At 29.8% G+C, this 25,124-nt stretch carries 20 protein-coding genes; 4 read left to right on the forward strand and 16 right to left on the reverse strand.

What is annotated here, in order from left to right; translation table 11 throughout:
- Positions 1-5: 5 nt before the first annotated feature.
- The 12 genes from PNO30_RS00590 to PNO30_RS00645 all read right to left on the reverse strand — a co-directional run bounded on the left by PNO30_RS00590 (position 6) and on the right by PNO30_RS00645 (position 14,547).
- Positions 6-998 (reverse strand): acyltransferase family protein, encoded by a 993-nt coding sequence (locus tag PNO30_RS00590; protein WP_271986741.1) that lies wholly within the window; start codon positions 996-998, stop codon positions 6-8.
- A gap of 16 nt (positions 999-1,014) precedes the next feature.
- Positions 1,015-1,731, reverse strand: coding sequence for a LicD family protein (locus PNO30_RS00595; protein WP_271986743.1), 717 nt, complete (start codon positions 1,729-1,731; stop codon positions 1,015-1,017).
- 1 nt (position 1,732) lies between these two features.
- Positions 1,733-3,889, reverse strand: coding sequence for a LicD family protein (locus PNO30_RS00600; protein WP_271986744.1), 2,157 nt, complete (start codon positions 3,887-3,889; stop codon positions 1,733-1,735).
- A 7-nt stretch (positions 3,890-3,896) separates the two neighbouring features.
- Positions 3,897-4,859: a glycosyltransferase family 2 protein gene (locus tag PNO30_RS00605; RefSeq protein ID WP_271986745.1), complete on the reverse strand. Its 963-nt coding sequence runs from the start codon at positions 4,857-4,859 to the stop codon at positions 3,897-3,899.
- The gene (locus tag PNO30_RS00610; RefSeq protein ID WP_271986747.1) at positions 4,843-5,688 is read right to left on the reverse strand and encodes a LicD family protein; all 846 of its coding nucleotides are present in this window, start codon (positions 5,686-5,688) and stop codon (positions 4,843-4,845) included. The genes PNO30_RS00605 and PNO30_RS00610 overlap by 17 nt, the downstream gene beginning before the upstream one ends.
- Entirely contained in the window at positions 5,681-6,898 is a 1,218-nt protein-coding gene (locus PNO30_RS00615) for a DegT/DnrJ/EryC1/StrS family aminotransferase (RefSeq protein ID WP_271986750.1), read from the reverse strand. The genes PNO30_RS00610 and PNO30_RS00615 overlap by 8 nt, the downstream gene beginning before the upstream one ends.
- A 467-nt stretch (positions 6,899-7,365) precedes the next feature.
- Complete coding sequence (locus tag PNO30_RS00620) at positions 7,366-8,046, reverse strand: sugar transferase (protein WP_271986752.1); 681 nt, start codon at positions 8,044-8,046, stop codon at positions 7,366-7,368.
- A 119-nt stretch (positions 8,047-8,165) separates the two neighbouring features.
- Entirely contained in the window at positions 8,166-9,176 is a 1,011-nt protein-coding gene (locus tag PNO30_RS00625; protein ID WP_271986753.1) for an acyltransferase family protein, read from the reverse strand.
- Positions 9,176-10,774, reverse strand: a complete 1,599-nt coding sequence (locus PNO30_RS00630; RefSeq protein WP_271986754.1) for a hypothetical protein — start codon at positions 10,772-10,774, stop codon at positions 9,176-9,178. The genes PNO30_RS00625 and PNO30_RS00630 overlap by 1 nt, the downstream gene beginning before the upstream one ends.
- Positions 10,775-10,977: 203 nt before the next feature.
- Complete coding sequence (locus PNO30_RS00635) at positions 10,978-11,964, reverse strand: excalibur calcium-binding domain-containing protein (RefSeq protein WP_271986755.1); 987 nt, start codon at positions 11,962-11,964, stop codon at positions 10,978-10,980.
- 245 nt (positions 11,965-12,209) lie between these two features.
- Positions 12,210-14,264, reverse strand: a complete 2,055-nt coding sequence (locus PNO30_RS00640; protein ID WP_271986756.1) for a heavy metal translocating P-type ATPase — start codon at positions 14,262-14,264, stop codon at positions 12,210-12,212.
- 1 nt (position 14,265) lies between these two features.
- Positions 14,266-14,547, reverse strand: coding sequence for a DUF6110 family protein (locus tag PNO30_RS00645; RefSeq protein WP_271964942.1), 282 nt, complete (start codon positions 14,545-14,547; stop codon positions 14,266-14,268).
- A 590-nt stretch (positions 14,548-15,137) separates the two neighbouring features.
- Here PNO30_RS00645 and PNO30_RS00650 point away from each other — a divergent pair.
- The 4 genes from PNO30_RS00650 to PNO30_RS00665 all read left to right on the forward strand — a co-directional run bounded on the left by PNO30_RS00650 (position 15,138) and on the right by PNO30_RS00665 (position 18,885).
- The gene (locus tag PNO30_RS00650; protein ID WP_271986758.1) at positions 15,138-16,067 is read left to right on the forward strand and encodes an SAM-dependent methyltransferase; all 930 of its coding nucleotides are present in this window, start codon (positions 15,138-15,140) and stop codon (positions 16,065-16,067) included.
- Between the two features lie 21 nt (positions 16,068-16,088).
- Positions 16,089-16,658, forward strand: a complete 570-nt coding sequence (locus PNO30_RS00655; protein WP_271986759.1) for a tRNA (mnm(5)s(2)U34)-methyltransferase — start codon at positions 16,089-16,091, stop codon at positions 16,656-16,658.
- The gene (locus tag PNO30_RS00660; protein ID WP_271964945.1) at positions 16,646-17,218 is read left to right on the forward strand and encodes a CYTH domain-containing protein; all 573 of its coding nucleotides are present in this window, start codon (positions 16,646-16,648) and stop codon (positions 17,216-17,218) included. Before PNO30_RS00655 ends, PNO30_RS00660 begins: the two co-directional genes overlap by 13 nt.
- Positions 17,219-17,670: 452 nt before the next feature.
- Positions 17,671-18,885 carry a Fic family protein gene (locus tag PNO30_RS00665; protein ID WP_271986760.1) on the forward strand — a complete coding sequence of 405 codons (1,215 nt, stop codon included), beginning with the start codon at positions 17,671-17,673 and terminating at the stop codon, positions 18,883-18,885.
- A gap of 187 nt (positions 18,886-19,072) precedes the next feature.
- Here the strand turns inward: PNO30_RS00665 and PNO30_RS00670 are convergent, their stop codons facing one another.
- The 4 genes from PNO30_RS00670 to rfbC form a co-directional block, all read right to left on the reverse strand.
- On the reverse strand, positions 19,073-20,104 hold the full coding sequence (locus tag PNO30_RS00670) for a hypothetical protein (RefSeq protein WP_271986762.1): 1,032 nt from the start codon (positions 20,102-20,104) through the stop codon (positions 19,073-19,075).
- On the reverse strand, positions 20,098-21,252 hold the full coding sequence (locus PNO30_RS00675; RefSeq protein ID WP_271986763.1) for a hypothetical protein: 1,155 nt from the start codon (positions 21,250-21,252) through the stop codon (positions 20,098-20,100). The genes PNO30_RS00670 and PNO30_RS00675 overlap by 7 nt, the downstream gene beginning before the upstream one ends.
- A gap of 1,107 nt (positions 21,253-22,359) precedes the next feature.
- Positions 22,360-23,388: a dTDP-glucose 4,6-dehydratase gene (gene rfbB, locus PNO30_RS00680; protein WP_271964949.1), complete on the reverse strand. Its 1,029-nt coding sequence runs from the start codon at positions 23,386-23,388 to the stop codon at positions 22,360-22,362.
- A 933-nt stretch (positions 23,389-24,321) separates the two neighbouring features.
- A complete protein-coding gene (rfbC, locus tag PNO30_RS00685; RefSeq protein ID WP_271986764.1) occupies positions 24,322-24,894 on the reverse strand; it encodes a dTDP-4-dehydrorhamnose 3,5-epimerase in 573 nt (190 codons plus the stop codon).
- Positions 24,895-25,124 lie beyond the last annotated feature (230 nt).

The following is a 25,124-nucleotide window of genomic DNA, read 5'->3' on the forward strand; positions in this document are numbered from 1 at the left end:
TAAAATCACGATGCTTTTTTACTTGAAAATACTTGATTTCTTATTTGTTTTATCGGGAAATTAAATATATTTTGGGATAATATTATACTTAAAATAACCGCAATTACAAGGAAAGCTATTTTACCTTTCACACCATAATGGAATATATAAGAAATTCCAAATAGCTTATTCAACGTATAATATATGTGCATATGCCAAAAATACACATTTATAGAATTTTTTCCCATATCTGTAATCAAGCCCAGTCTTTTATTAGGCATAAGCATAATAAGAGAGAAACCTATACTAAAAGATATGATATAGCTCGCTAGTCTCACTAATGGAGCATAACTCATTATCTTTGGGAAAAATGGATTTCTCCCTGTAAACAGATATCTTAGCCCATATATTCTATCAACTTCATAAATACATAATCCTAACCAAACTAAAACTATAAGTCCTGCTAAGAATTTATATTTAAAATTTTTATCTTTAAAACTTACTATATCAAAATTTTGTAATAATACCCCACTCAAAAAGAATGGGAAAAATATTATTATCCTTGATATGTATAGGAAATCTCCTATTCCTGGATCATACCCTACAAAACAAGCCAATACAATCGAAAACACTAAAATATATTCCTTGTTCTGTTTCTCAATTATTTTTAAAATTACTATATATGCCGCCAAGGCAAACATAAACCATGAAAGTCCACCATCCCATAACAGGAAAAATTCAACTTTCACCGTACCTAGTAATCTTTCCACTATTGCTGAAACTATTTTATACGCAAAGCCAATACTTATAAAAAATATAGCTTTGGCTGTAATATTCTTATTCTTAAACATCAATCCAGCTATAAAAATAAACAGCGGAATATGAAACGAATAAATAAATAAAAATATACTATCATAAATATTAGATAAACCAGTAAATTGATCTACAAAATGGCCTATCACAACACATGTTACAAGGAAAAACTTCAGATTATCCCATAATGCTATTCTATTTCCCATAAAATTATCCTCTAACTTACTTTCCTTTATGTAAAATAACCTCAGCTAACTCTGCATCTCCAGGTTTATAAATTGGATTTTCTTTCCAATTATAATTAATATTGGGTGTTTCAAAATCTTCTCCATATAAAGTTCTTAGATACTCCTGTGTATTATCAGGAACTTTTACTTTCATACCTTTGAAATCACATTCTTTTAAACCTGAAAATGGAATTTCATAGTGATACACCTCATAACGAGTAGGATTTCCTAATGCATTTGTCATAAAAAATATTGTATCAGAAGATACTCTATCATTTTCCTTATTATAGATAATAAAATCTACATTAAGACCTTTATAACTATAAGATAATTCAACTAAATTTTTATTGAAATAGAATTCTTTTGTTCTGTTAAAACCATTATTAATAAGATGTTTTTCTATTACTTCAAATTCTTCAAAACTTGAAACCTGAACTCCAAAATCCATATCCAAATCATGGCTTATAAAATCATTTTCTCGGTAGTAACCTAATAATGTTCCAAAGTCTAACCAAATATTATAATCCTTCAAATCAGAACTATAAACTACATTCAGAATTTCCTCAAAATTTTCTTTTAACAAATTACTTCTTTTAGAATCTAATTCAATATTAGCTTTCTCATTTAATTTTTTTATTAAAGGGAGATTTTTAACCACATCTTTTTTATCACCTAAAAAACTGGCTAAACTTCTCTTGAGCCATTGCAACATATTACTTCTCCTTTTTTATATACGCTACAAAATCATCATGTTGTATTCTTTTTTCTACTGGTGGTATTTCCATATAATCATCACCGTAAATCGCAGTAAGAATATGATCATATTCTTTTGGAATATTATACATTCTATCTTCAAATTTACATTCAACTACTTCATCTAAAGCCTTAGCATCTATCTTTGTACTATATTTTTTAGATTCCATCAGGTAATCGATAAATTCACTATTACTATCAATTGTAGAATAAGCGTTAAGTTTTCTATTCCAACTTCTTACACTAGTTAATCTAAACACTACTAATAATACATAGCGAATGATATTCTTAATACCCGCTTCTTTGTTTCTTATACCATACAAAGTATATACAGAAAGTCGGCGATACATATCTAATTTAGTAACTTCTTTGTTTATATCTTTATAGTTATCAAAAGGAAATACATCCACACAAATCCCTAATTCTATATCATTTTGTATATAATTGTTCTCATAGACAGTTCTACTATCATATACTCTATAAAACGGATAAGGATATTTAGAATCATTTTCCCATGAAACTACTTTATAAACACTATCATTATCCTCTAATATTGCTTGGTATAAACTATCATACTCATCTCTCTTTAATGCAATATCAACATCGTCGTCCCAAGGAATAAACCCTTTGTGTCTTACTGCACCTAGTAAACTTCCATAAGCTAAAGAGTAATTGATTCCTTTTTTTTGACAAATATTATGAATATAGTCCATAACACCTAATTCTATCTCTTTAATCTCATTTGCATCTAATTTTTTAAAATTATCTCTGTCAGTACTTACTATAGAGTAATTATATCCTGCCATTAAGAATAGAATAATACCTAATAATGAAATACCATAAAATGTAGAACTTAAGAATAAATTAGATACTAAAATTACCACCAATATCATAATCATCGATAATAAATCTTTATTAACTAAATCTTCTTTTTTATCTTTAATTAGTCGTTTTACCATTGACATAAAGAATGATAAAACAAAGATTCCCATCGAGATAAATCCTGCAATTCCATTATAAAATAAAATTTCTAAATATCCATTATGAGTAAGATAGTGTTCTCTTATTATATATTCATCTGGATTAGTCTTTTTACCTATTTCATACCAGTTCCCACCTGAGTAACCAAAAATAGGTTTTTTAGGTACGAAAGATGCTGTAGATTTCCAAATTGCGAACCTATTATTAGAAATATTCTCTTCGCTTGTATCAGTTCTTTCTAAAGAAAGATTGTTATCTTTATTTTCTAACTTTTTATTTTGAGCTTCTAACCTTTCTTTATTGTATTTTAAATACTGTTCACTAGTGAAATTAACAGCTTTATAACTGAATAATACAACTACAATTGCCATAACTACTTTTAACAGCGATTTAGCATTTCCTTTTTGATAAAACATCACTATCGAATAAATAACTGATGCTAAGAACATACAGATAAATGCTGTTCTTGAACCAGACAAGACAATATAAATAAAATTCAACGCAATAGTTGATAAAGCTAAATATCTATAATTCTTCTTGAAACCACATATTTTTGACACTAAAAATATAATTACAATTAAAGAAACTAATGATAAAAAGTTTGGACTTGCTAAAATACCAAATAATCTAGACTCTACAAATCCTTGTCTAATATACAACCCTTTGTAGTCATGTACTCTGTAACCTTTCAATAATACGAATTGAATTAATGAAACTAATACTCCAAAAGTATTAAGCACAGTAACTGTATAGAAAAAGTAATTATATAATTTTTTACCCTCTTCTCTAGTAATTCCTGTAAACATAGGGAATACTGTTAAGAAATAAATATAAAATATTAACGTGTTTTTAATATTTGTAGAATATCCATACGATATCACTAGAATGCTAGTAATTATATTAAAAGCAAAAAACAGTAATAAATATTCTATTGTTTTTATTTTTAAATAAACTTTTTTTATGAATAAATTATACGTCGCTAAAAGAATTCCAAGTAATGTCATTCCTCCCGCAACAATTTTATTTGCAGATATAAATTGTAGTGGCACTATTAAACCACACATACAATAAACAGCAACTATTAAAATAAATACCAGATTTATTTTAAAATAATTTTTTTCTATTAGTTTTAACATACTCTAATTAATATCCTCTCTTCTCTATTATTTTTCTATATAGATTTCTATTCAATAATAAGGCTACGAATCCAATTTTTCTACCTTTTGTAAATAATGAATCTTTTAATATATCCCTACTATGATTTTTCAAATACGATATTAACTTGTTTTCTAATTTTTTATCATTGTATTCCTTATCTAACAATAATCTATCCAACACATAGAAATATGCCCAATTCATTCTCATCTGAGCTACATCTTGTAATTCTGGATACTTTTCTAAAATAATCTTTCTATTTTGTTCATAAGCTTCTATTACATTTAAAAACTTAGTTGAAAATTTCTGAGTAGTAATACTATTTTCTCTATGAACATAGTAGTATTTTTTCTCATTTGTCGCTACTATTACATTGCATTTATCAAGGAGTTTTATCATAATAAATGCATCTTCAGCAATTTTCCCAATTTCAAATTTCAAATCTGAAAATAAACTCTTTTTATATAATTTATTAACAGCAGTTACTGACAGTATCTTCGCTTCCATAACCATTTTAATGGCATCTTTAGAACTTAATTCCCATATTTTCTTATCAGCAACTTGCGCCTCAGGAACATTATTATAAACATCGTAATGACCACACATAGACAAATCCGCGTTTGCATCTTTTAGATTATTCATCAATACTTCATACATATCTTCATCTATGTAATCATCGCTATCTATAAAACCGATTAAATCAGATTTTGCTTCATCTATACCCATATTCCTCGCATCAGATAAACCACCATTCTTCTTATGAATAACCCTTATTCTATCATCTTTCTTAGCGAGTTCATCACAAAGTTGTCCACTGTTATCAGTAGATCCATCATTGACTAAAATAATTTCTAAGTTTTTATATGTTTGATTGATTATTGAGTCAACACAGCGCTCTAAGTATTGTTCTACATTGTATACCGGTACTATTACACTAATTTTTTCGTCCATAATATTCCCCTTTATACTTAAGATAACTATTTTCCATATCCGCTATTACCGAATCATGATGTGGAATTTGCTTTTCTTTTGGTGGGGGTGTCATATAATCACCAAATGCTGTTTTCAGATAAATATCATACCCCACAGGTATTGGCATTTTAGTATTCTCAAAATCTATAAAGATATTATCTTCAAATGCTTCAATCGGATACTTTTTCTTCATATATCCAGGACCTGTACAAAGTTCTGTTATTCCATCACTTTCCTCAAGCGTATATTTCGTCATTTCTTTTTCTGCTTTTTTCCAAATTTTATAACGTAGTTTCCCCGGTGTTAATCCAAGAAGAATCGTACTACCCCATTTCATAATTGCACCATGTTTTTCAGGAATAGTTTGAGCACAGAATAATGAATAAATCAATGCCCAACGAACTTGTTTTTTTCTATTCGTTTTATTTTTAGGATAATAATCCAAAGGAATAACATCTAACGCTAAACCATGTGGTATATCTAAATCTTGCTGATATGGTTTTATACATGTTGTTTCTCTATCACGAATCGTAATAAATAAATTTCTATCGACGAAGTTACTATCACTTTTTGATAAGAAATATTGTTCTTTGGCATACTTTCTCCAAAGTTCTGGGAGTTTCTCATAATCTTTTCTAGGCATGAAAAAATCTAAGTCGTCATCCCAAGGGATAAATCCTTTATTTCTTAGTCCTCCGATAGCTCCACCGCCACAAAGATAACAAAGTAAGTCATGTTCACGACAAAATTCTACAAAATATTCAGCCATTTCTAAGCTTTTATTTTGTATTTCTTTTAAACTACTCACCTACTACCTCCTCAACAATTTCCTTGAAGTTTTCAATAATAACAGCTACATCTTCATCACTAAGTCTAGTATGTAGAGGTAATGTTATTTCTTTCACATAGTAATTATATGCGTTAGGATAGTTTTCAATGTCAAATCCTAAGTTTTTATACGCAGTTAATAATGGTAATGGTTTATAGTGGACATTACAGCTGATTCCACGCTCTGCCATCTTAACAATTATTTCACCACGTTGTTCAAATGTAGCACCTTCAACATGAGTTATATACAGGTGTCCACAAGATTTATAATCTTCTGAACTGTGACTTAGAGCTGTAATTCTTGTCCCTTCGAATCCTTTGTTGTACTGATCAATAATATTCTCACGACGCTCTAAAAGTTTAGGATAACGGTCTAATTGAACTAATCCTAAAGATGCTGCGATATCAGTTAAGTTGCATTTATATCCAGGAATAACAATATCATATTCCCAAGACCCTGCTTTCGTTTTAGCTAGAGCATCTTTTGTTTGACCGTGAAGAGAATATATTTGGTATTCTCTATATAACTCTTCATTATCAAAGTTTTCATTTTCTTTCCATGTTACACTTCCACCTTCAGCAGTAGTGAAGTTTTTTACAGCGTGGAAAGAGAATGTAGTGAAATCAGCCACAGAACCAATTTTCTTACCTTTATAAGTACTTCCTAAAGCATGCGCTCCATCAGCTACAACAGCTACTCTACCAAGTTTTTCTTGATATTCGCTATTAGCTTTGAACAGATGTTTCTTACTTTCAATAACTTCGAAAATCCTGTCATAATCACATGGGATACCTGCTAAATCAACAGGAATAACAGCTTTAGTATTCTCAGTAATAGCATCAGCTAAAGCATCATAGTCCATCTCATGGCTATCTTCAGCAATATCAACGATAACAGCCTTCGCACCAACATGGTAAATCACACTACAAGAAGCAGTATAAGTCATCGCAGGAACGATAACTTCATCACCTTCACCAATACCTAGAACACGTAATGTTAACTCTAATGCTGCAGTGGCAGAATTAAGACAGACAGTTTTCGGTGTGTTAGTAAATTCTGATAATCTTCTTTCTAATTCTTTTGTCTTCGGTCCTGTTGTAATCCAACCTGATTTCAAAGTATCTATTACTTCATTAATTTCTTCTTCACTAATATCCGGTGGAGAAAATGGTATATTATATTTTTTCATTTCAAACTCCTAATTATTTGTTTCTACTCTTATCAATAAAAAAACACAAGAGACTAATATTGTGGAAGGCCTCTTGTGTTTTTTGATCGAATTATCTAGATATTATTATACAATATTTCCTATAGTTAATCAATCAAAATACACTTTAGAAATTTCATCTACTCTATAGTAAACAGCAATCTATATTTAATTAACTATAATTTTTATTATATGACTACAATATTAGATAATTCACCAACTCATAAGCCTCAGTTAATTTTAATATCATTTAATAATATGATATAATTAAATTACTATCAACTAAATACACTACTGTGAAAGGAGTGTAAAATATGATCGAATTACTTCAATTAATAGTTATCTTTTTAATTCTTCGCGAATTAAATAAAGAATAATTTCATTGGAGTTTCGTTACTTACATTCGTTTGGTGTTGATAGTAGGCTGCAATGTGGAAGTTGCAGCTTTTCTATTTAACAACCGCTATAGCAGTTCTTATCATTATTTTAATATCATTTATAATACTGAATTCTTCAATATACTTTAAGTTATATTTCATCTTATCTGGAAGAATTTCCTCCACATAGATTTCATCTACACTTCTTCCACTTCCTTTAAATTTTTCAATAACTTCATCTTCATCTTTGTATTCAATACTCGCTGGAGAAGTTATCCCAGCAGGAAGAAGTAATGTCGCATTCATTTCATCAGTATATTTATCTACATATTTCGCTACTTCAGGTCTTACTCCAACAAAACTCATATCACCTACAAGTACATTAATAAGTTGTGGAAGTTCGTCAATGCGAAGTTTGCGAAGCTTATGTCCTACCTTACTAATACGAGGATCATTTTGCTGAGTAACAGCAGCACCAAGCTTATCCGCATCTTTAACCATAGTTCTAAACTTAAAGATTCTAAAAGTTCTGCCATATGTAGTTATACGCTCTTGCCTGTAAAACACAGGACCTTCACTATCAAGTTTTATCCAGATAGCTATTCCTAAAATTATCGGCGATAAAGGAATAAGCAAAATTAATGCCAGCACCTTATCAAAAAGTAATTTCAGAAATAACGATATCTTCTTCTTTTCTATCGAAGCTCTATACTTTTTTACCGCTTCTGTTTCAAATCTATTATCAATGTTCATCTTTCACCTTACTTATTTAACTGAATATTTATAAACAGTTTTTCAAATTTATTCCATCCTTTTATTATAACATATTTCTAGATATAACAGAAGAAAACCCCGTAAAAAAGACAACCAAATTAGGTTGTCTTAAATGATTTTCCAATAAGAAACGGAAAACTTTTATTAACTATACGTGCTATTAATTCACACAATATTATAGCTAATAGTAGTTCCACAATAGTAATAACATAGTTACTAAAGAATATTCCTGTATATTTACTAGATAATTGCTCCATAATTATATCGAGAATAAATAATACTATTGGAGAATGGTATGCATAGTAAATTAGAGTGTTCCCACCGATTTTTTCTAATACATATAAATTAGGTATATTTACAAAAAATATTAAACTTGCCCATATACCAAAGAAAGCAGCAAAAAAATACAAGAAAGTTGAATTAATCTGTTGATAATATAAATCTACTCTTGTATTATATACACCACACACTAAACTAACTGCTAATACTGGTATAAAATATAATTTCTTGAAATAGTTCTGTATGTTAGCTAGATTCTTTCTCAATATATAACCAGATAAAATAAAGATTGATGCATACGGTACAAGATCAAAACTCCAGATTAGCCAAAACTCCATCGCGTATAATTTCTTTCCTAAACTACCACATAGTATAAGAACAATAAATACAATCAAATATTTATACCATGTATCACTATATTTTATCGCAAAATAACAAACTAGCTCTGCTAAAAAAAGTACATTTAAAAACCATAGTTGATAATATATGTGCATTCTATCAGCTAAAATTAATGCTTTTATAAAATATAAAATATCTATCTTTAATATCAACTGTGGTTGTAAAATAACTGATTTGATAAAAAATATAGAAATATTCATTAGAAAACATGGTATAACTATCGCCTTAAATTTCTTCGAAAAAAATTGAACGATAGAATCATACTTTTCAACATTTAAAGTCATCCCTGATAAAAAGAAGAATAAAGGTATATGGAAAATATACAATAATAATTTTACTTTAGCAGGAGTGTATCCCATATGTCCCGCAATTACTAATATTATACAGAACGCCTTCAACATATCTATATATTTAATTCTCTTATTACTCACTACTTATCACTCCTTAATAAATATACATTAATATCATTTGTAATATTACTATCTTTTACAAAATACACTTCTCTACCATAATTCTCTTTAAATAAACTTTTTATTTTATCAAAAATACTAGAATCACTAGATAAAATAAATTTAATATTATTACTATTAATAGCACTAGAAAGTATATTATTCGTATCTTCCACTCCAAATCCTTTTAGTTTATTATGATATTCAGGTGAGAATGTTTGCCAAGTCCCAAAAGTTATCATATTATTCGTTAACTTATTTTTATCAACAAAAACTTTACTTAAATTTGGTTGAGAACTAACTAAGTTTCCATATCCTGAAATAATATATAAATTATCTTTATTATTAACTAGTACATCATTATAATCCTTATTAAACTCGTAAGAGTTATAGTTAAACCAATATAATTCATTTTTCCCATAGCTACCTATAGAATACATTAATAATACACACAAAACTGTAAAAATAACATTTTCTAAACCACTTAATAGTTTATAGTTTCTTTTTATAAATAACGCGTTCCCATATACAATAAAAATAAATATAGACAGGATAATGATAGGTATATAAACTCTCTCTACTACTCTCTGTCTAACTATTAAAGCTGTTAACAGTGCTATAGGACTTAAAAATAACAAATACCCATAAAAGCTTTTAGATTTATAAAATATAAAGACAAGCATTACAAAAAATGTAAATAACTTATAAAACTCATTAGAAAAATACTCAAGAATAATCTTTTTAATCGATATATTATATTTTTCTGATACTAACCTTACTTTATCAAGATTGTCTAACAATTCATTGCTAAAGACCCTTTTTCCCGAGAAAATCCAAGAATTATGACTTGCTAATGTATTTTCAGTAATACCCATATTATCTAGACTCTCTTTTTTTGCAGAATAATCAATGGCTGGATAATCCCTTATTAAAGTACTTTTTTCATTCCATTGTATATAAGATTTCTCAACATCATTACTTTGTATGAATAACCAATTCGTTAGGATTACAATAAAAATTACACCAATTAGTATACCGATTTGTTTTACCTTTTTATTATTTATTAATTCAAATATAATTACAGCTAGACATAATACCAAGAGGCTAGATATAATTTGAACTCTTAGAGAAATCCCAATAAATATAAGTATAGTTGAAACAACAATATTATTTTCTTTATACAATAAAAATATTCCAGATATAGCTAACAAGTAAGCAACCATAGAATATGTAAAATATTTCAACAAAGCAAATTCTATAACTAAAACAATTATCCATAATACTATTTTATATTTTTTATCTCTAAGCAGATAAAGTAAACATGAGAAACTTATACTATACGCTAATACTAAGAATACAAAAAATATATTAATACTAGGAAATATACTTTGTAATATTGTTAGTAGCTTTGTTAATATTATCCCCAAATATGGAAGTAATACATATTCTTTATTTAATATGGAATAATTAATTGTAACATCATCAACAGCGTGATAAATATAGCCATATAAATATCTATAAAAAACTACTATTAATAATGTAATAACAAACGAAATCATTAGAGATACCACCTTTTTCATCACTTACTTTACCTCCTTTCGCCTTAGATATCGTATTTAAATTTAATGTCATTAGTATAATACTATAATTAAGTATTTATTTCAACTTCAACTAGCAACCACAAAAAGCTTTAGCTCACCTAACCAGTGAACTAAAGCTCTTATTATTATATTAATTCTTTTTATAGTATCTTGTTGATTCTGAATAAATCACAGTTGATAATCTATTTACCTGGAACCCAAGCTCCATCATTTCCTACATAGTAACGACCGTTATCTACTCTGCTGTTTGTTACCATTCTTCCATCTGATCCTAACCAGTAGTTTCCTGCCCATGCGTTTCTCACTGCTGATCCATTTTTATAGTAGTACCAAGATCCGCCTTCTTTTTGCCATCCTGATTTATTTCCGTAACCTTTTATCCATGCTCCGTCATTTCCTACATAGTAACGACCGTTGTCTACCCAGCTGTTTGTTACCATTCTTCCGTCTGATCCTAGCCAGTAGTTTCCTGCCCACGCATTTCTTACTGCTGAATTATTTTTATAGTAGTACCAAGATCCACCTTCTTTTTGCCATCCTGATTTATTTCCATAGCCTTTTATCCATGCTCCGTCATTTCCTACGTAGTAACGGTTGTTATCTACCCAGCTGTTTGTTACCATTCTTCCGTCTGATCCTAGCCAGTAGTTTCCTGCCCATGCGTTTCTTACTGCTGAATTGTTTTTATAGTAGTACCAAGATCCACCTTCTTTTTGCCATCCTGATTTATTTCCGTAGCCTTTTATCCATGCTCCGTCATTTCCTACATAGTAACGGTTGTTATCTACCCAGCTATTTGTTACCATTCTTCCATCTGATCCTAGCCAGTAGTTTCCTGCCCATGCGTTTCTTACTGCTGATCCATTTTTATAGTAGTACCATGCATCACCGCTTTTTACCCAACCATTTTGAGCATGTTGAGTATGTTGAGCACGCGGTTTATATTGTCCATTTGATTTACTGATTTCACATGCTATTCCATCACCATCTCTATCTAAATGTCTTGAATAACCATCCTCTCCTACTCGAATATCTCCATACCCTTGGTTCCACGCTTCTTTACAACTATGGAATGTAACTGCTTGTGCCTGTGGACTTGCTACTTCTCCAATACCTGCTACTAATGACGCAACCGCCACAATACTTAATAATCTTCTTTTTTTGTTCATTAATACTCTCTCCTTTATTTTATTATACTGATATAATACTATATATTGTATCCATTTTCAAATATAATCATAAAGGAAATCTCAAGTAAGCAATATCTATTTCCCAAAACCTACGTTATCTATATAATAAAACTCGAATCCAGATTATCCCAGACTCGAGTTCTATTGTTATTTAATTTATATATTCAAAAGGAAAGATGCCTTTTTTCCGATATATTAATTAACTCAGCATTTTTTGACCTTATCTACTTTATATTAAAGTTTTTCAGTACAATACTAAATGTAGTTAAATTATGCAGTAATGCTAGTAAGTTAGATGGTAATACGTTTATTAACCCTAAGAATATTAATAAACTATTGATCGATACCGTACTCTTAACATTATTACTCATCTGCGCACGTAGTGTTTTAGAAACATCTGATAATAGTAATAATGAGCTAAGTGAATCTGATTTTAGAACGACATCACTGATTTGTTTCGAAAGATCAGCACTTTCACTCATAACGATACTTACATCACTTTCTGATAATGCTGCTGAATCGTTTAGACCGTCACCTATCATTAGAACTCGACGTCCTTTTTCTTTTTCACTCTTAATGTACTCAAATTTTGTAACTGGAGTCATACTTGTATGTACTTCATCAAAAGTTACATCATTTAAGATTTTTTTAGTCCTTACTTCGTTATCCCCTGTTAATAAGACAACTTTTTTACCATTATTTCTAAGTTCAGTTAATACCTCATTCGCTTCATCTCTTAGTGGTATATCTACACAGAAAATCGAAATTAATTGTCCTTTATACCCTAAGAATAATAGATTATACTGTTCTTGTTTTTCAGCAATTAGTTGTTTTTGTTCGTCTGTAACAACTACATTTTCATCTTTTAGTAATTGTCTACTTCCGATAACAACTTTTTCTCCATCAATATGAGAAACTATACCTTTTGATGCGATGTGATATAACTCTGTATGCATTTCTTCATGCTCAATTCCATCTTCTTCAGCCTTACTCACAACGGCACTAGCAATCGGATGATAGATATGTTCTTCTAAACACGCTCCAATTTTTAGTACTTCTTCATAAGAATATCCATAAAATGGTAGCACTTCTTGAATATATGGTTTAGATACCGTTATTGTTCCTGTTTTATCAAAAACAAATGTATCGATATCCTCATATTTATCAAGAGTTACAGAGTTCTTAACTACGATTTTCTTATCAATTAAGTTTTTAATAGTAGTTAGATACGCCACCGGTGTTGATAGTTTCAATGCACATGAATAATCAACTAATAGGAACGAAATTGCCTTAGCAAATGATCTAGTAAATAAATACGTAAGTCCCATCGCTAAGAAATTGTATTTTACAATGCTATCCGCTAGTTTTATATATTTGTAGTGGTACGCATCTTCTCTACTTTCAGAATCTTTCATCAATTGGATAAGATGATGAATACGACCATTAACCTGTGGATTTTCAACTTTAATCTTAACTTCACCGTTAACAACTATCGTATTAGAATAAACTTTATCTCCGATATTTTTGACAATCGGGAAACTTTCTCCTGTTAATGAACTTTCATCAACACTAGCGCCCTCTGTCATCACGATACCATCGAATAAAATTTCATTTCCTTCTGAAACTAGAATTACATCATCTTTTCTAACTTCTGAACAAGTTACTTTTCTATTTCCTTCTTCTTCAACAATCCAGACTTCTTTATCCATAGAAGTTAAACTTTGTTCAAGAACTTTTACAGATTTTTTCTCAGACCAATTGTTAAGTGACTCCCCTAGTTCTAAAATAAACATAATAGAACTTGCTGTATCTCTCGCACCTGTCGCTAATGATACAAGAATCGCCGCAGAATCGAGTGTTTCCATAGTAACTTGCTTACGTGCTAGTAGTTTTAATGTGTCTTTCAAATATCCTGAAGCTTTCCACCATGTATGAATCGCTCTTAGTGGAAGTGGTACGAATAATTTCGACATCGCACGCCAAAACAGAGCATCCATTATTATTGAATAAGGACTTTCCTCAGCTTTAGCTACCGGATTCTCATAACAATTTTTTACTTTTTCTTTATCAACTAGTTTAAAGAATTCTTGTAAACAACTGCTGCTTCCTTCTTTAAAAATAACAACAAAAGTGTACTCATCTTGATAAAAGTCCACTTTTTTTATGTTTTCGATTTTGGCTGCTTGTTTTTTAAAATATACTTTTACATCTGGTGTTAAGCGAAAATCAGCTCTAACCCTCGCTCGGGCACTTGACAGATGCAGTATTTTAAAATCCATCTTATTTTGCCTCTAATTCTTGAAGATTGCTTTCTCTTTTTTCTTTTTCATATAAATCTTTAGCATCTGCCACTACATCATCAGCATGTTGCTTGATATTTGATACAGTTCCTTCTACGCCGTCTTTTGCTTTATATAATTTTGATAAAACTACTGAATAACCTTTCTTAGCATCTTTACTTGCTAAAAGTTTAAGACCGAAAGTCCCGAATGCTACTCCTCCTGCAAATACCCCTGGTGTTTTAAGCGCTGCTTTCGCAACTTTTAACGCTTTAATTGACATATTCAATTCCTCCTTAAAAATACATTATTATAATTCAATTATACCACTTTGCTAATTATATGTAAATCTAAAGATATCAAGCTTTCACCTCTCATTTTTAATATTATAAAAATCTTTTAACTCGAAAATATTTTCACTTTTCCTTAAACTTGTATAGTCAAAAAATTAATATTTTATTTTCTTACTGATAATTTTACAACCCCTGTTTTTACAGTATTTAGGTAGATATTTATTTTTTTCTTTAGAAAAATTAACTCTAAAACTATATGTTTTCTAACATTCCCTCACGCAACTTTGCTCACCATGGTAATTTTTCTTCTCTACACTGTAGTGAACATAGTTGTTTATCAATGTAAAACATATAATTATTATTTATATTTTCTATCTTTTTTCAACATTAGAAATTCAGTTCTCTCACTACATATTTGTGTTAGAAATGTTTTTAATCAATCGATAGACTATTTATGTTATAATAACTATGTTAAAGAATGAGGATAATTCGGCAAATCGATTTCTCCGAAATCGCAATTTTCGAGCCATCCTCTTTAAGATTAGAAAATTAGACTAAACCTATAAATAAGGAGAAACTTATGATTTATATTATTGGACTTGGACCGAATGACAGTTCAAACATTAAAGAAAATATTAAACAACTTTTGCTAAATAACACTAATGCTATGGTTATTGCGCGTACTAAAGAGCATCCTGCGATTTCTTTCTTAGAAGAAAACAACATCAAATTTGAAACTTGCGATAGATTTTATACAGAAAGCGAAAATTTCGAAAATACTTATAACGGTATAGCGAATTACATTCTTGAAGTCGCTGAAAATAATGATGTGATGTATCTTGTTCCTGGACATCCGATGGTTGCCGAGCTAACTACTCAACTTCTAATAAATAGCGGAAAAGATGTTAAAATTGTTGGTGGAGAAAGCTTTTTAGATTCTTGCTTCAATGCTGCACAATTTGATCCTGTAGAAGGATTTTCTCTTGTAGATGCTACTGCATTAGAAACATTAAGACAGGTTAATCCTCTGCAACATCTACTTATTACACAATGCTATGACGATTTGACTGCGGCGAATGTATCAGACGAGCTTATGTCTTTCTATCCTTACGACCATGAAGTTAAAGTTATCGAGCAAGCTGGTGCTGAAGATGAGAAAATTTACACAGCACCTCTACATGAACTTTCTGCTGCGGTTGGTGAAGAAGTGAATAACCTACGTGCTTTATATATCGCACCATTAAAAAATGGTCTTAGCTTTAATATTAAAGATTACACTAAAGATTTCGATGAAAATGATGACACTACAGAAACTGATTTAGTGGAAAAATTAGAAAAACTTGTCTCAAATCTTAAAGCTAACCTTGATAGAGAAGAAGACTATACAAGTGATAATTCGAAACTGCTAGCTGAAATTATCAATACGTCACTTGACTTTACAATCGCTAGCGATAACTACTACGAACTTAATGACATTCTTTCTGAAATGACAGTAGACAGACAAAAATAATTTTATAATAAGGACATTAATATGGATAAGGTATTAGCTTTTAGCAAAAAATTATTAAAAGAAGTTATAGATAAAAATTCAATTGTTGTTGACGCTACTGCTGGAAATGGAAATGATACGCTGTTTCTAGCGAAAACTTCAGCGAAAAAAGTTTATGCATTCGACATCCAACAATTGGCAATTGAAAATACTACAACCCTTATTAAAGAAGCAGAACTAGCTGATAAATGTGAGATTGTTCTTGATTCTCACTTTGAATTCGATAAATATATAAATGAGAAAATTCGTGCTGTTGTCTTTAATCTAGGATATCTACCAAATGCTGATCATGAGATTACAACACTAGCTGAGACGACACTTGCGACTATTAAGAAATTTTTACTACATCTAGAAATCGGCGGGAGAATCGTCATCGTTGTCTACTGGGGGCATGAGAATGGTAAGGTAGAAAAAGAAGCATTGTTAACCGAACTTCAAAACCTTGATCAAAAAGAAGCTGAAGTGCTAATTTATCAATTCATAAACCAGAAAAACAATGCGCCATTTATTATTGCAATTGAAAAAAGAAAGGAAATCTCATGCGAGAAATAGAAATAGAATTTAAAAACTTACTGACAGAAAATCAATATGATGCATTATATGAGAAATACAACCTAAGTAATTCTGAAGAAATAATTAACAAAAATTTCTACTATGATGATGCAGATGAAAGTTTTAAGAACATTGGAGCTGCACTAAGAATTCGATATACTAACAAAAAAACAGAGATGACTCTAAAAATAAAAGGTGAAACTCAAAATGTTGAAATAAACGTACCACTTGATAAAAGATATCCAAAAGAACCAACGGTACTACCAATTTTACCAAATGAGATTATCTCAGAACTAGAGCGAATGAACGTGAAAATTAAAACTCCGATGCTAATACAAAAAATAGAAACATTAAGACATGAAGTAACTTTAGAAGAAGGTTTGCTAGTTTTTGATAAAACAACATTTATCAACGATATTGTCGATTATGAACTAGAATTCGAGACTAAAGATTACGAAACAGGACTAGCTGCATTTGAGAAACTATTAGAAGAAAATAATATAGATAAAAATCCAGCAAAACCAAAAATAGCTAGAGCTGTTGAATATTCAAAACGATAAACTAAATAAATAATTAATAGAATCAATCATAATTTAAGTTATGATCAAAGCACTATGAATATTTCTATATTACTAAGCTATTAAATTAAAGAATTATAAAATTAAATATAACCTCCCTTACGAAAATTATTCGAAATAATATCTTTTAAATAAATTCATACGGAAGGTTTTTATTATAACTTATTTTGGGAGTGAGGAGGGGGGGACTTACACCTTGATTTCAAAATGGAAATTTTGACCATTTTTTCCATTTTGAATTAAATTTTTGACCTCAAAATGGAAATTTTGACTGTTTTTTCCATTTTGAATTACTTTTCTGGTCTCAAAATGGAAATTTTGACTGTTTTTTCCATTTTGAATTACTTTTCTGGTCTCAAAATGGAAATTTTGACTGTTTTTTCCATTTTGAATATGTTATAATTATTAAAAATATATTAAAGTAGGTGATTTATATGAATAAGTATTATCCTCTAGAGAAATTATTTCATATGAATTTAGATATAGAAAATGAATATAACAATAGAATCCATTCTCCTTCTAGTTCTGTTACTTCGCTTAAAATCAATCCCTTTATTAAGGGGGTAAGAAAACTAGAAGAGTATCCATTATTTATATATAACTCTGCAGAATTGATCTTAATTTTAGAGAAAATTTACACAAATAGTGCTGAGATTACTGCGAAACAAAGTATGCTTCCAGAAGCTGCACAAGAAAAATTCTTTAATTTGTTGCTTATCAACGAACTTCAAAGCACTAATGAAATCGAAAGTATTCATAGTTCTAAAAAAGAGATTAGCGAAGCACTTTCTAAAAAAGATAGTACTTCTCCTAACTTTAAACGTTTTTCTGGTATGGCTTCACTATATTCTCACCTCAACAAAGAAGTCCAAATACTTGAACCTAAAGATTTCAGAAAAATTTATGATGTTCTCGTTGGGGATGAGGTTTCAACAGAAAATATTTTAGATGGAGAAGTTTTTAGAAAAGGAAGCGTAAGTGTCTATGCTGGGAATGATATCATTCACCACGGTTTAGCAACTGAAGATGATATCAACAACGGACTGGCTGATTTAATTAGGTTTATGAATTATGACAACTTACCAAAACTATATAAAATTTTTATTGGACACTATTATTTTGAATACATTCATCCATTTTATGATGGAAATGGTCGTGTAGGTAGATACTTACTCGCCAAATCTCTTACGAGTGTAGTAGATATATTTACGGCAATTACTCTTTCATACAGTATTAATAGAAATAAAAATAAATACTATAAGAGTTTTGAGAAAACATCACACCCTTTAAACAAAGGTGATATGACTCTATTTGTTAAAGAGAACTTAGAGCTTTTAGTTTCAGGTCAAGAACATATATTATCTTTCCTAACCGAAAATATCGAAAAAATGTTCACAGCAAGAAACTATATTAACGATAATATCGCTGACGATACACTTAAAAATATACTATTCTTACTTCTACAAAGTCATTTATTTAGTGCTAAAGATGCTTTAATAAGTCATACAGAAGTTTCTAATATTTTAGAAATTTCTACAAAAACTCTAAATAAATATTTAGAAGATAATGAAGACAAGATTACAGTAATTAAGAAGAAACCAAAAATATATACGCTTAGTGATGACTTTTTAGCTAAGATATTTGAATAACAAAAAAATCTGGGAAACAATGAATCACTTTAGATTCACTTCCCAGATTTTTTATTTTTATATGTACAAGTACACCTGCACTGAATTTTTGTTTTTGTATATACAACAATTCAGCCAACGAGTTATTGTTTAGTGTATGTATATACATAATATCGAAGACAAGTTATTTTTCTTCCTACAAAAACCTCTAGTCTTTTTTAAACTTAACTCCGTTATTTTTTAGCTTTTGGATAACTGTAGCACCTATGCCACCTAGCTTTTTCAGTTCTTTTTCTGTATAAGATTCAATAATTTCTTTATTATACAATTCAGCATCGATAAACTTGTTTAATTGTCTTTCCATACCAGCGAAAATTGGATCTTCTTTCATCATTTCCTTGGAAATATTCAGACGACCTTCCACTATCAGAATTACTCTTTTTTTTATTTCTTCTCTATAGAATTTTTCTAACAATTCATAATGATATTTATTAGTAAGGTAATCTTTAGCTATATTAGCTGCGAAATGCATTTCGAAAGCTTCTGGTTTTTGCAAATCTTTTTCATCTTGCAGAGTTCCCTCTATAAAGCTTTCAACTTTTTCAAAACCACCTTTAAAGATAATACTAGTATATTTATTAAGTTCTTTAAGCTTCGTCATATAATAGTGAACTTCATCAAGTTTACCTTGATTTATACTAAAGATACTTAATAGTAATAATGTAGGTTCTGATTCTAAATAATCGAAACGTTTAATATGATTTCTCATCAAGTCATCTCTATTTAGGTGGACATAAACATGTGTAAGTTCATCTGTTACCTCTGAAAAATCAGACGGACTAGCTTTTAACAAAAGTTCATACAATTTCGCAGCTTCTTCGTACATACCTGCTTTAACATAATACCCTGCAAGTGCATCCGCTAATATCATCTCTTCGGTATCTTCATCACTTTCTGAATATAAAATATCCTCTCCAAGCTCAATAACCATCTCTATACCACTATGATTTTCCTCATACAGTTCTCGTAAGGCATTAACCTTATTAAAAACACTCATATCACTATCGTCAATCGCATCGACAATATCACCAAGAGGTCCATCTACATCATACCCCCCTTCCACCATATTATAAATATGTTCAAAAACCTCGATAGCATCTTCTTTATTAGAAAAATTCTTCCCTTCAGTTTCTATAAACTCTTTAAGTAATAATTCAAATTTTTTATCACGTTTTACCATAAGTCATCCTCCATTAGCTCCATCTGGATATCAAACTCACTATCATCAGCAAACATTACACCATTCATATGTAAGTTTCTGATTGTTCCCTTACCTAAACCTTTTATTTTTAAAAACTCAGCCTTAGTAATCTCTAAGAAGTCTTCTTTTGTTAGCAAGAAGTTCTCATGCATAATTTTTAGTTCAGTATCTCGAATAGCCATAAACGATCTATCTCGTTTTATATCAGCAACTGTTATTTCCTTACGATTCGCATATTTATCCAAATCATCACCAATAACATATTCACTTTCCCTAACATGTATAAGGAAGTCAAAATAATATTTTTTACTTAAAAAATAATCAAACTTCATAACGATATTAAGAGCTTCTAAATACTTACAATCATCATCCGTACTAAACTTGATTAACTTAGGATTAGTTATTCTATCTAAAACATCAGAAATATATTTATTAACTTTAATCAATTTGTTGAAAAATGCAACAGCCTCTTTCTCTTCTCCCTGCATCAAATGGTAAAAAACTTTTGACAATAAAATGACCTCATCATCATTTTTACCGTGTTTATTCGCAAGTTTATAGTAACGATTAATCTCTGTAAAATCATTTAATATAAGACTCGCTACTACAAAATTGTGATACATCGGCATCATAACTTCATTATCCATATCTAAAATGAAATAAAACGGCTTATAAGCATTCTGAACCTTATTGTATAACTTATTACCTAAATAAAATTCCGCAAGATGATGACAGACTCTCAGATATAGATAATTAATCGGGAATAGCTTACCATCAACAAAGCCTTCTTCAAAATTGTAAGCTTCATCTCTTAGTCGTATTAATCTTAATTCTGTTTCATATTCCGTACAATCTTTACTAACTATTTCCCAGGCCCTAGCATCCACATTATACTTAGATAAATCTATAGCCTTTTTTACATTAGATGCATATTTAGGATCTTCAAAATTCTCGATAAATTCCAAAAAAAGTTTCATCGATTCATTAAAATCAGACTCAATCTTTTTAGAAGAGAACTGTATTTCACCATAACCTTGATTAAGATTAAAATCTCTATACTTACTACTTCTTATTCCTGTATATCCTTTTTTATCAACAGGAAATTTTATTATTTTTTTATTATTCATTACTTCTCCCCCTTTTATTTTCTAGTAAATCTATAAAATTTACAGCGATTTTTACAATCGGCTTATATGTTAAAATTTTTATAAAATTCATTACCCTTCAACTTTATTCTACATCAAAATACAATATAATACAAACTTAAAACTACCAAATAATCATGTACTCAGAATATAAAAAATTTAAAATAATTAACATAAATTAAAAATTTTATCCAGTGATTAACATATAAAAAAAGCAACTGAATCTCCTTTCAGTTGCTTTTCGTGTTGGAATTTGATAAACATCATTCACTTCTTATAGTCTATCCTATATTTTAGCTATTTACCCAGCGTAAAACATCTTCACTTATGTCTAATATAAATTGATACCTTGCCCGAAAGGGAGGTGGTTACATGTACGATATAATCGTCCAAATTCTTGTTAATTATTATCAGAAATACTAATCCTAATATATAATATTATCCTCTTAATTTATATCAACTTACTTTTAGACACAGCTCATAAATTCCACTCTATACGTGATTTTCACCACTAATCTGATTAAAATCAAAATTAGGGCTTATATTAAAAAGTATTATTACTTCTTATTCACTTGTCTATACTTTATCATACCTTTCTAAATCATGTCAAACAATTTCCATTTAAAATCACTATTCTTTTTTCTTGACAACCACCTTTTTTATTTTCTATTTACATAATCTTAAAAATATAATTTTCTTTATGATAATAAATAGAAAACCTTTTCCGATATAATTTTTGGTGCTATAATAAAGATAGGCTACTAGCTCCAAAAGGAGGTGATGAGATGAAGATAGACATTTCCCAAATCCTTGTGAATTTGTTATCAGGAGTTATACTTCTTTTAATAGAATACTATCTGCTAAAAGATAATCACAGGAAGAAGTAGCCATTTTAGCTCACGACGCACATACTTCACTTGTGTGTGAATATTAAATATTAATATAAAAAGCCAATTGAACTCACACTTCAATTGGCTTTCGTGATGAAATTTGATAGACATTTCCCATTCACTTTCCTATATTTTAACACATACCTTTTCTTATTGTCAATTATTTAGAAGAGCATCTGCTACACTCTATCCTCTCTTATTACTGTCCATTTTTAGCGTAATTAGCTTCTACTGCTTCCTTTTGCTCTTTCCACCAAAATTCATTTTCTTCATACCAGCGGATAGTATCAGCTAATCCTTGACGGAAGTTTGTAAACCGTGGCTTCCAACCTAGTTCATCTCGTAACTTAGATGCATCTATCGCATAACATAGGTCATGTCCCGCACGGTCATTTACATGTTCATATGCATTCTTGTCTTTACCCATTAATTCAAGAATTAACTCAATAACAGTTTTGTTATCCTCTTCTCCATCAGCTCCAATCAAGTAAGTTTCACCAATTCTACCTTTTGTTAAAATAGTCCAAACTGCTGATGAGTGATCTTCTACATGAATCCAGTCTCTAACATTCTTACCTTCACCATATAGTTTCGGTGTTTTTCCTGACAATACATTAGTAATTTGTCTTGGAATGAACTTCTCAATATGTTGATATGGTCCGTAGTTGTTTGAACAATTAGAAATAGTTGCCTTAAGCCCAAAAGAACGCACCCATGCTTTTACAAGTAAGTCTGAACCTGCTTTTGTTGACGAATATGGGCTTGATGGATTATAAGGTGTTTCAGCTGTAAACTTCTCTCCTACACCTTCGCCTTTCCCTGGTAAGTCTTCACGTAAAGGAAGATCTCCATAAACCTCATCTGTAGATACATGGTGATATCTAACATCATACTTACGACAAGCTTCGATTAAAGCATATGTTCCAATAATATTCGTATGTAAAAATGGATAAGGATCTTTTAGGGAGTTATCATTATGAGATTCAGCTGCATAGTTAACTACTGTATCAGTTTTGCTGACAAGTTTATCTACTAGTTCAGCATCCGCAATATCACCAACAACTAATTCAAATCTATCCTCTGGAAGTCCAGAAAGATTCTCTCTATTTCCCGCATAAGTCAATTTATCCAAGACAGTCACATGAATATCTGGATGATTATTTATAACATAATGTACAAAGTTAGAACCGATAAATCCAGCCCCACCTGTTACTATAATATTCTTCATTTTTTCTACCTTTTCAAAAATATTTAACACAAGATTACTGCTACTCAAGTCAACAATCTACTATTTCTACTTTATAAGAAAAGCCCCCACTGTAAAGTATAACACAGCAGGGACTAATATTCGATCTGTGAATTTAGTATAACATACCTTAAATAAAAATACAATAAAGCACCCTGTTTCCGATTAGAAAAATATTTCTAATTACACTTCGCTCACAGTCAATTAATTCGAAGGAATACCTTCTATTTCTCTTCCTATTTACATAATCTTAAAAATATAACTTTCTTTATGATTATAAAAAGGAAACCTTTTCCGAAATAATCTCTAGTGCTATAATAAAGGTAGGCTACTGCCCCAGAAGGGAAGTGTTGGCATGAATACTAGCATTTCACAAATTCTTGTGAATCTATTATCCGGAGTTATTCTTCTGATAATAGAATATTATTTCCTAAAAGATAACAACGAGAAAAAGTAGCCGTTTTAGGACGCGACGCATACTCGTCACTTTGTATGTGAATATTAAATATTAATATAAAAAGCCAATTGAAGTAGAAGTTCAATTGGCTTTCGTGTTGGAATGTACTAGCATTTCACATTCACTTTCCTATATTCTACCATATACCTTTCCTTGTTGTCAATTAATTCGGAGAGTTCCTTTCCAAGTAGTAATATTATTATATAAAGAGATTAAATAAATTCCTTTAAACTATAAATTGCAATACTCACAGAAAGGAACTTATTCTTATGAGTATTCAAATATAGATTTTCAGAGTGACTCAAAAATTACAATTCTAATTATCTAGTCACTACCTCAAAATTCGTTAGACTTCTTAAAAACTCTTATAAAAAAATTCAGATATCAATAAACTACTGCGTCTTTGAGTTCTCGTTCAAATCTAGGTCTTTGGGAATACCCCTGAAAACATATTACAATTACTCTTCCCCGTACACAAAATCATTGCTCTTTTCAAACTCTTTGAATGTAGGAATGTTTTTATCTTTTTCTGAAATAATAGCTTTTGATAAATCAATCTGCCAGTCAATCCCAAGCTCTTTATCATCAAATATTATACCAGCGTCTGCTTCTGCATTATAATAATTATCACACTTATACATGAAGTTAACATTAGGTGTTAAAGTTGCAAAACCGTGAGCAAAGCCTCTAGGAACTAAAAGTTGTCTCCTATTATGTTCTGAAAGGATAAAACTCTCCCACTGTCCATACGTAGGACTTCCTTTTCTAAGATCCACAACAACATCTAGTACTTCACCAGTCACTACACAAATAAGCTTTGTCTGCGCAGCATTTCCTCTTTGGAAATGTAAACCACGAATAACACCAGCTTCAACTGATAATGAATGATTGTCCTGAACAAAATTAAAATCTATACCTAGTTTTTTATACTTTTCTTCAGAATAACTCTCCATAAAGAAACCACGTTCATCTTCAAAAACATCCGGTTCTATTAATTTCACATCATTTAATTTTGTATCAAAAACCTTCATTCAAAACTACTCCTATCTCATGATTAGACAAATTCTTTTCATTCTTAATTATACTTTATTTAGCACTTTTTTTCTAATGGCGATTCTGATTAAACTTCCTAAATTCAAAAAAACAACCGAGTATAAACTCAATTGGTTTCTTCAAATTGATAATAAATACCGCTGATATCTATTATCAAACGTAACTTCCTATAGATATAGATCTTTTAGTAACTTTAAAGCTTAAATAC

It is taken from the genome of Gemella haemolysans, assembly GCF_028308085.1.
GTDB classification, from domain to species: Bacteria; Bacillota; Bacilli; order Staphylococcales; family Gemellaceae; genus Gemella; species Gemella haemolysans_D.